Origin of the sequence: Hespellia stercorisuis DSM 15480 (genome assembly GCF_900142165.1) — a bacterium.
GTDB classification, from domain to species: domain Bacteria; phylum Bacillota; class Clostridia; order Lachnospirales; family Lachnospiraceae; genus Hespellia; species Hespellia stercorisuis.
In genome coordinates this window covers 21,079-27,634 of the sequence record NZ_FQZY01000025.1, presented here as the reverse complement: position 1 = coordinate 27,634, position 6,556 = coordinate 21,079, and the positions used below count along the sequence as shown (strand labels likewise).

6 protein-coding genes are annotated in these 6,556 nt (G+C 44.2%); 4 read left to right on the top strand and 2 right to left on the bottom strand.

Going from position 1 to position 6,556, the window contains the following annotated elements; translation table 11 throughout:
- Positions 1 to 151: 151 nt before the first annotated feature.
- On the bottom strand, positions 152 to 937 hold the full coding sequence (locus BUB85_RS09680) for a hypothetical protein (RefSeq protein ID WP_073109294.1): 786 nt from the start codon (positions 935 to 937) through the stop codon (positions 152 to 154).
- A 92-nt stretch (positions 938 to 1,029) separates the two neighbouring features.
- Here BUB85_RS09680 and BUB85_RS09675 point away from each other — a divergent pair, with 92 nt between their 5' ends.
- Positions 1,030 to 1,608 (top strand): hypothetical protein, encoded by a 579-nt coding sequence (locus BUB85_RS09675; protein ID WP_073109291.1) that lies wholly within the window; start codon positions 1,030 to 1,032, stop codon positions 1,606 to 1,608.
- Between the two features lie 261 nt (positions 1,609 to 1,869).
- Here the strand turns inward: BUB85_RS09675 and BUB85_RS09670 are convergent, their stop codons facing one another.
- Entirely contained in the window at positions 1,870 to 3,174 is a 1,305-nt protein-coding gene (locus BUB85_RS09670; protein ID WP_073109288.1) for an HlyC/CorC family transporter, read from the bottom strand.
- A 357-nt stretch (positions 3,175 to 3,531) separates the two neighbouring features.
- Between BUB85_RS09670 and BUB85_RS09665 the strand changes: the two genes are divergently transcribed.
- The 3 genes from BUB85_RS09665 to rapZ all read left to right on the top strand — a co-directional run bounded on the left by BUB85_RS09665 (position 3,532) and on the right by rapZ (position 6,546).
- Positions 3,532 to 4,491, top strand: coding sequence for a hypothetical protein (locus BUB85_RS09665; protein WP_073109285.1), 960 nt, complete (start codon positions 3,532 to 3,534; stop codon positions 4,489 to 4,491).
- A gap of 262 nt (positions 4,492 to 4,753) precedes the next feature.
- On the top strand, positions 4,754 to 5,668 hold the full coding sequence (gene murB, locus BUB85_RS09660; RefSeq protein ID WP_073109394.1) for a UDP-N-acetylmuramate dehydrogenase: 915 nt from the start codon (positions 4,754 to 4,756) through the stop codon (positions 5,666 to 5,668).
- Positions 5,668 to 6,546: an RNase adapter RapZ gene (rapZ, locus tag BUB85_RS09655; protein WP_073109282.1), complete on the top strand. Its 879-nt coding sequence runs from the start codon at positions 5,668 to 5,670 to the stop codon at positions 6,544 to 6,546. The genes murB and rapZ overlap by 1 nt, the downstream gene beginning before the upstream one ends.
- Positions 6,547 to 6,556: the final 10 nt, after the last annotated feature.

Genomic DNA, 6,556 nt, shown 5'->3' with positions numbered 1-6,556 from the left:
GTATCCGGTGTGGAAAAGAAAATGTCCGTATCCGGACTATCTTCTCCAGAAATAATAAAAGTAGCTGTGTAACTGAAAAGTAGCAGTAAAGGTGTTATGGACGCACCCAGAAGCTGTATGGCGAAGCCATATATATCTGATGCTCGGTAATTCAATTGCCGATGTAGTTCACATATTCCCCAATGATGCCCAAATGGTTGTTCATATCATGACGGAGCTTTCGGATCTGCAGTTGGTTCTGCTCCAGCTCATGGTAATATTCCTGCTGAACTTTCAGATTTTTATTTTCTATTGTAAGACGCATACTCTCTGCCATATATGCGACCAGATAGAGGATGCCAATTTCCGTGAGGATGCTGACGGCCATAATAAACATCGAATAGGGCTGCATCTTATCGCTTGTGGTAACTATAATATACCCTGACAGGAGTAGCGGTCCAAAAGAAATGATATCCAAAAGAATCCATATTCTGGTACTCGCATAGACTCGTAAAGTCTGAATACGCTGATAGAATAGGCGATAGATACCGTACCACAACAATACAATCAAAAGCGGGCGTGAAAATGTCAACCAAATCACCAAAAAATTGTTGTGAATCGGAGACGTTCTAAGATGGATCCACCCGGGAAACCATAAGTAATACAGCATATAATTAAAGGCCGGAACAAATAGATAGAGAATGACAGATGCAGAAAATTTGTGCAGCAAAGGACCACGGTATCCAATGAGCAGAACCAGACACAATGCAATATATGCGTAGGTGATGTTTACAATGTCGCGATTGAATATTACGGTATTACTTAAAAGTCCAAGAGAAAAATACACAAGGAATCGAAGCAGCCTGTTAGGTCTTAGAGACACAAAAGAGGACAACAGCTGTCCCATATAATAGCCGCCTATGAACGAAATAATGATGCTCAGATATACCGATATCATGTGTTTATCCCTCCCTCAGCATAGATTTGGCAAATTGAATAAGAAAATCATTTTCCAAGGCGTTATATAATGAAATTATTGAACGCTCCAGCGTGGCAAGTGAAGTGGCTTCTCATTATGACCGCATTGTGAAACGAAATGCGGAGGCAAACGGGGAGACCTACTATGGTGATATGGAAGAATATAAGATCTCTTATAAAGACAAGGATACTTCTTCTTTCCGCCTCTTTTGGAAATATGCGCCTATGTTTCGCGTTATGGAATTGCAGGATATGTACCGAACCATGTCTGTATATTTGATGCTCTTTATCTTCATTGCCCTCATCTGCTTTGCGGCTGTGTTTGTGATTGCCTACACCAGATGTATCACAGTGGCCATGTATAATCGCCAAATGTATGCGGACCTCAAGTACTTAGGCGCAGGAAGAACCTACTTATATAACTGTGCAAAGAGCCAGATTCTAAAAGTGTTCAAAATGCCTGTGCTGATAGGAACCAGCTTGACATTTGCACTATACTTTTTCATTATGTTTGGAAATGATGGCGGATTAACGGCAGGCGAATTAGCAGGTGTACGCAGCTGCGTTCTGGTAATTATAGCCATAACACTGGTAATCTGGGGATTCTATCGGTCGGTACTGCGAAAGGTATGTAAGATGTTGGGAATTTGATTGTATTTTTGCGCAACTGCTATCCCCCGTGCCCGGCATCCAGCATGATTGAGATAGGCATAATGGGATAGTTCCTTTAGAAGTTCTTCATATTAGTATATGCGCGAGAAGAGATTCGCGACAGATGAAAAGGAAAAATAAATAAGCCCACCCTGCTGTGATACAATCCTTGCCAAGTAGACAAGGGCTGTATCATATCAGGATGGGCTGTATCTGTAAAGGCAAAAGCCAATAATTGGAAAATGCTGCTGTGCATGGGGATTATTCTTCCCCGACTACCTCCTCGAGCAGCTGCTCCGCTTTGCGGATCAGCGTGGACGGAAGATAAACGTGAACGGTTTCTACACGGTTTTTGTCCAGTGTCTCAACGACCATGCGAATCCCGTCAACAGTAGTGATCTCGTCGCCGACCTCGGGGAGACGATCCAGATGTTCAATGATAAATCCGCCGAGAGAGTCATAATCCTCGGACTCCAACTCGATATCAAGGCTGTCATTCAGGTCATCCAGATTCATGGAACCTTCGATGATGTACTCGTTCTTATTCACTTCACGGATGAAGATGTCCTCGTTCTCGTCGTATTCGTCGTGAATCTCACCGACGATCTCCTCCAGAATATCCTCCAGAGTGATGAGTCCGGCTGTCTCGCCGTATTCGTCCAGAACAATGGCGATGTTGAAGGATGCGTCACGCATCTCCACAAGCAGTTCGGATATATTCTTATACTCATAAGTAAAATATGCCTCTCGCAGGATATCGCGCACCTTGAAGGTGTTCTTGTCCTCGAAGAGCAGAAGATCTTTGATGTTGATCGTGCCGATTACATTGTCCGTAGTGTCCTCAAAAATTGGGAGCCTTGTGAACTTGTCTTCCTTGAATATGGAAATCAGTTCATCATAGGTGCTTTCCACATCGGCAAAGGTCACGTGGACACGGGGAACCATGACATCTTTTGCCTTGGCGTCGCCCAAATCGAACACGTTGTAGATCATCTCCTTTTCCTCAGATTCAATGACGCCGTCCTCGTGGCTTACGTCCACGATGGTGCGGAGTTCATCCTCGGTCATGGTATCATCCTTTGCGTTGGGATCCACCCGGCACAAAAACAGAATACCCAGAGAGATTCCGTTTATAATAAAGATAAAAGGAGTCATCAGAAGCATGAACACTTTGATGAACGGGGTGTACGCAAGCGCCATCTTGTCCGCGTGGAGCGTGGCCATGGTCTTCGGGGTAATCTCTCCGAATACCAGAATAACCAGAGTCAGTATACCTGTCACGATTCCGACCATGTAACCGCCGGCGCTGTAGGCCAGTGAGGTCGCAAGAGAAGAGGCGGTGAGATTCACGACATTGTTGCCGATCAGAATCGCACTCAGCATCTTGGATGACTGGTTCTCTGTTATATTAAGTAAAGCGGCTGCATGTTTGTTCCCGTCGTCGGCAAGGGAACGGATGCGGATTTTGTTGATGGTGGTCATAGATGTCTCTGCGGATGAAAATAATGCCGATAAAATCAACAGCAGGATAAGAATCACAATTTGTATGGCGTCACTCGAGTCCAATGAAAAGTTCACTCCTTCTTTCAATATCTTTTAATTTGTTCTATCTGTTCAATAAGCTACATGGAATTAATATAACGCATTTATGCCAGATTTGCAAGCCTTAATGGAGCAGATGCCATGCAATTCTGCGGAAACTTAAGATTATTTACAATTGCTTTTTGACATAGCATCTGCTACAATTTAATTATCTTTCATGACAAAGTCTTTTGTCATAAAGTCATATGGCGTTTCAGCCAATTTTCAAAAGTTGAACAATAAAATGAATTTGCAAAAGATGCTTGTCTAGGTGTACGCTCTTAGGTATACTATTACTATAAACAGAGACTTCTTTTGTGGATTCCACAAAGGAGGATTTCTATGAATCAAAACAAAGAGTATCTGGACAACAAACAAGAGAATGAACCAAAAGCCAACAGAGAGCATAAAAGCAGTATGTTCACAGATCTGTATATGCAGGATGATGGAGCAAATGCAAGAGACATTGAGCTCTATAACGCCCTCCATGAGGAACAGTTACCTTTAGAGACAAAGGTAAAAAAGATGCGTGTAGATAAAACGCTGTACATGAATTTTGAAAATGACTCATCTTTTGGGGTAGAGGATAAGATTCTTATCTTTTCAGAGCAACAGTCCACAATAAATGCCAATATGCCACTTAGAAACTTGATGTATTGTGGAAGGGCATATGAACAGATTGTACCAGTGAAGGATCGTTATAAAAAGCAGCAAGTCAAGATTCCAAAACCGGAATTTTACACCTTTTATAATGGATTAGAATGGAAAGAAAAGGAAACTGTATTAAGGATTTCAGATGCATTCCAAGTACAGGATGACGATCCGACACTTGAACTGCAGGTGAAAGTGATTAATATCAACCCGGATATAGGTCATGATCTTCCTGGAAGATGTCCGACATTAAAAGAGTATGGAATCTTCATAGATACAATTCGGAAGTATCAGGAATCAGAAGGAAAAGATGATTTATCATCAGCAATAGAAAAAGCCATAGAAGAATGTGTGAATCGGGGAATCCTTGTAGGTTATTTAGAAAAGAAGGGAAGCGAGGTCAGGAATATGTTAATAGCAGAATACGATTATGATATGGACATTGAGGTACAGCGCGAAGAGGCACATATGCTTGGAAAGGCAGAAGGAAAAGCGGAGGATATATTGGAACTTCTTGAAGAATATGGAACAGTGCCAGGAGAATTTGTTCGTGAAATTAGAGAACAAAAAGATTTGGAGATTTTAAAAAGATGGCTTAAAATAGCGGCGAGAGTGAATTCGGTACAAGAGTTTGAAGAAAAAATAAAATGACATTTCATGTTGTGTAAAATCGTAAACTATTTGATAATGTACCACAGGAAAAAATGAAATTGATAAGAGCTGTTGTTTTAACTGCTTACCAAAGTAGTTAAAACAACAGCTCTGTATTTTATGATAACAGTAGATGGGGGAGAGAAATAATAAAATTTATTCCTCGCCGTTGCAAAAATGGAAGTGAGGTTGAATTTACAGGAGGAATGTTGTATGATAAGCGTAAAAATGATTGGAAAGAAATAGAATGGAGCAATCACTGATGAATGAAAATTTTGAACAGAAGCTGAGGGAGATTACGAGAGAATCGAATCTGCTGAAGAATGAACCAATGCGCAATCACACGACGTTCCGTGTGGGTGGTCCGGCCGACTACTTTGTGGAGGCAAAAAGCGCGGACGAGATAGAGGCAGTCATTTTGCTCTGCAGGGAGGAGAATGTCCCTTACTATATTCTGGGAAATGGGAGCAACCTTCTGGTGGGGGACCGCGGATACCGCGGGGTGATTATTCAGATATACCGTGCGATGAATGAGGTAACAGTGGACTCCCGGGGAACGGTGTATGCACAGGCAGGCGCCCTGCTGTCGAGAATCGCCAGTGAGGCGCTTAACGGCAGCCTTGCCGGGTTTGAGTTCGCCGCAGGGATTCCGGGGACGCTGGGCGGCGCGGTGGTGATGAACGCCGGAGCGTACGGCGGGGAGATGAAGGATGTTCTTCAGGAAGTGACGGTACTTACGGATGAGGGGCGCGTCGTGACTCTTCTGCGTGAGGAACTGGAGCTGGGCTACCGGACCAGCGTGATTGCGAAAAAAGGATATATTGTGCTGGCGGCAAAGCTTCAGCTGAAGCCGGGGGATCCGATTGAGATCAAGGACCGGATGGATGAATTGAAGGAGCAGCGTGTCACCAAACAGCCATTGGAATTTCCAAGTGCCGGAAGTACATTCAAAAGACCGGAGGGATATTTCGCCGGAAAGCTGATTCAGGATGCTGGGCTGCGCGGGTTCACAGTGGGCGGAGCACAGGTTTCCGAGAAACACTGCGGGTTTGTCGTGAACAGGGGCGATGCGACGGCGGCGGATATCGTGGAGTTGATGAAACAGGTATCGGAAAAAGTAAATGAGAAGTTCCATGTGGTTTTGGAACCGGAAGTGAAGAGGTTAGGAGAATTTTAATGCGATTGATTATTGTGACCGGAATGTCCGGAGCTGGGAAAAGTACTGCACTGAAGATGCTGGAGGATGCTGGATATTTTTGTGTGGATAATCTTCCGATACAGTTGATTCCGAAGTTTGCAGAGCTTTTGAATGTTCCGAATGCGGAGTATGACAAGGCGGCGCTTGGAATCGATGTCCGCGGCGGACAGGCATTTGAGGAGCTGGACGAGACGCTGCAGCAGATGAAGGAACGCCGGATCCCATACGAGATCCTGTTTTTAGATGCGGCGGATGATGTTCTTGTAAAGCGATACAAAGAGACGCGCCGCTCTCACCCTCTGGCGGGGGATGGCCGTGTGGACAAGGGGATCGCAAAGGAGCGCACAAAGCTGGAATACGTGAAGAAGAATGCGCGCTACATTATCGATACGAGCCGTATGCTGACCCGGGAACTGAATCAGGAACTGGGCAAGATTTTTATAGACGGAAAAGTATTTAAGAACATTTATATCACGATTCTCTCGTTTGGATTCAAATACGGAATCCCGGCCGATGCGGATCTGGTGATGGATGTGAGATTCCTGCCGAATCCCTATTATATAGAAGAACTGCGTCCGCAGAGCGGAAACGACAAGCCTGTGCGGGACTATGTGATGGACAATGACAAGGCGAAAGAGTTTCTCGCAAAGTTCATAGATATGGTGGATTTCCTGATCCCGAACTACATTTTGGAGGGAAAGCACCAGCTGGTGATCGCGGTAGGGTGTACCGGCGGTCAGCACAGATCAGTGACGCTGGCGAATGAACTTTACAAATATTTGGAGAATAAGGAAGATTACGGAATCAAGATAGAGCATCGTGACATTCCAAAGGACAGTATCACAAAGGCAAGATAGATTCAGAGGT

Bases quoted from the DNA above. Each gene is read 5' to 3' on its own strand.
- BUB85_RS09680 (WP_073109294.1), bottom strand. From the start codon at position 937: ATGATATCGGTATATCTGAGCATCATTATTTCGTTCATAGGCGGCTAT.
- BUB85_RS09665 (WP_073109285.1), top strand. From the start codon at position 3,532: ATGAATCAAAACAAAGAGTATCTGGACAACAAACAAGAGAATGAACCA.
- murB (WP_073109394.1), top strand. From the start codon at position 4,754: ATGAATGAAAATTTTGAACAGAAGCTGAGGGAGATTACGAGAGAATCG.
- rapZ (WP_073109282.1), top strand. From the start codon at position 5,668: ATGCGATTGATTATTGTGACCGGAATGTCCGGAGCTGGGAAAAGTACT.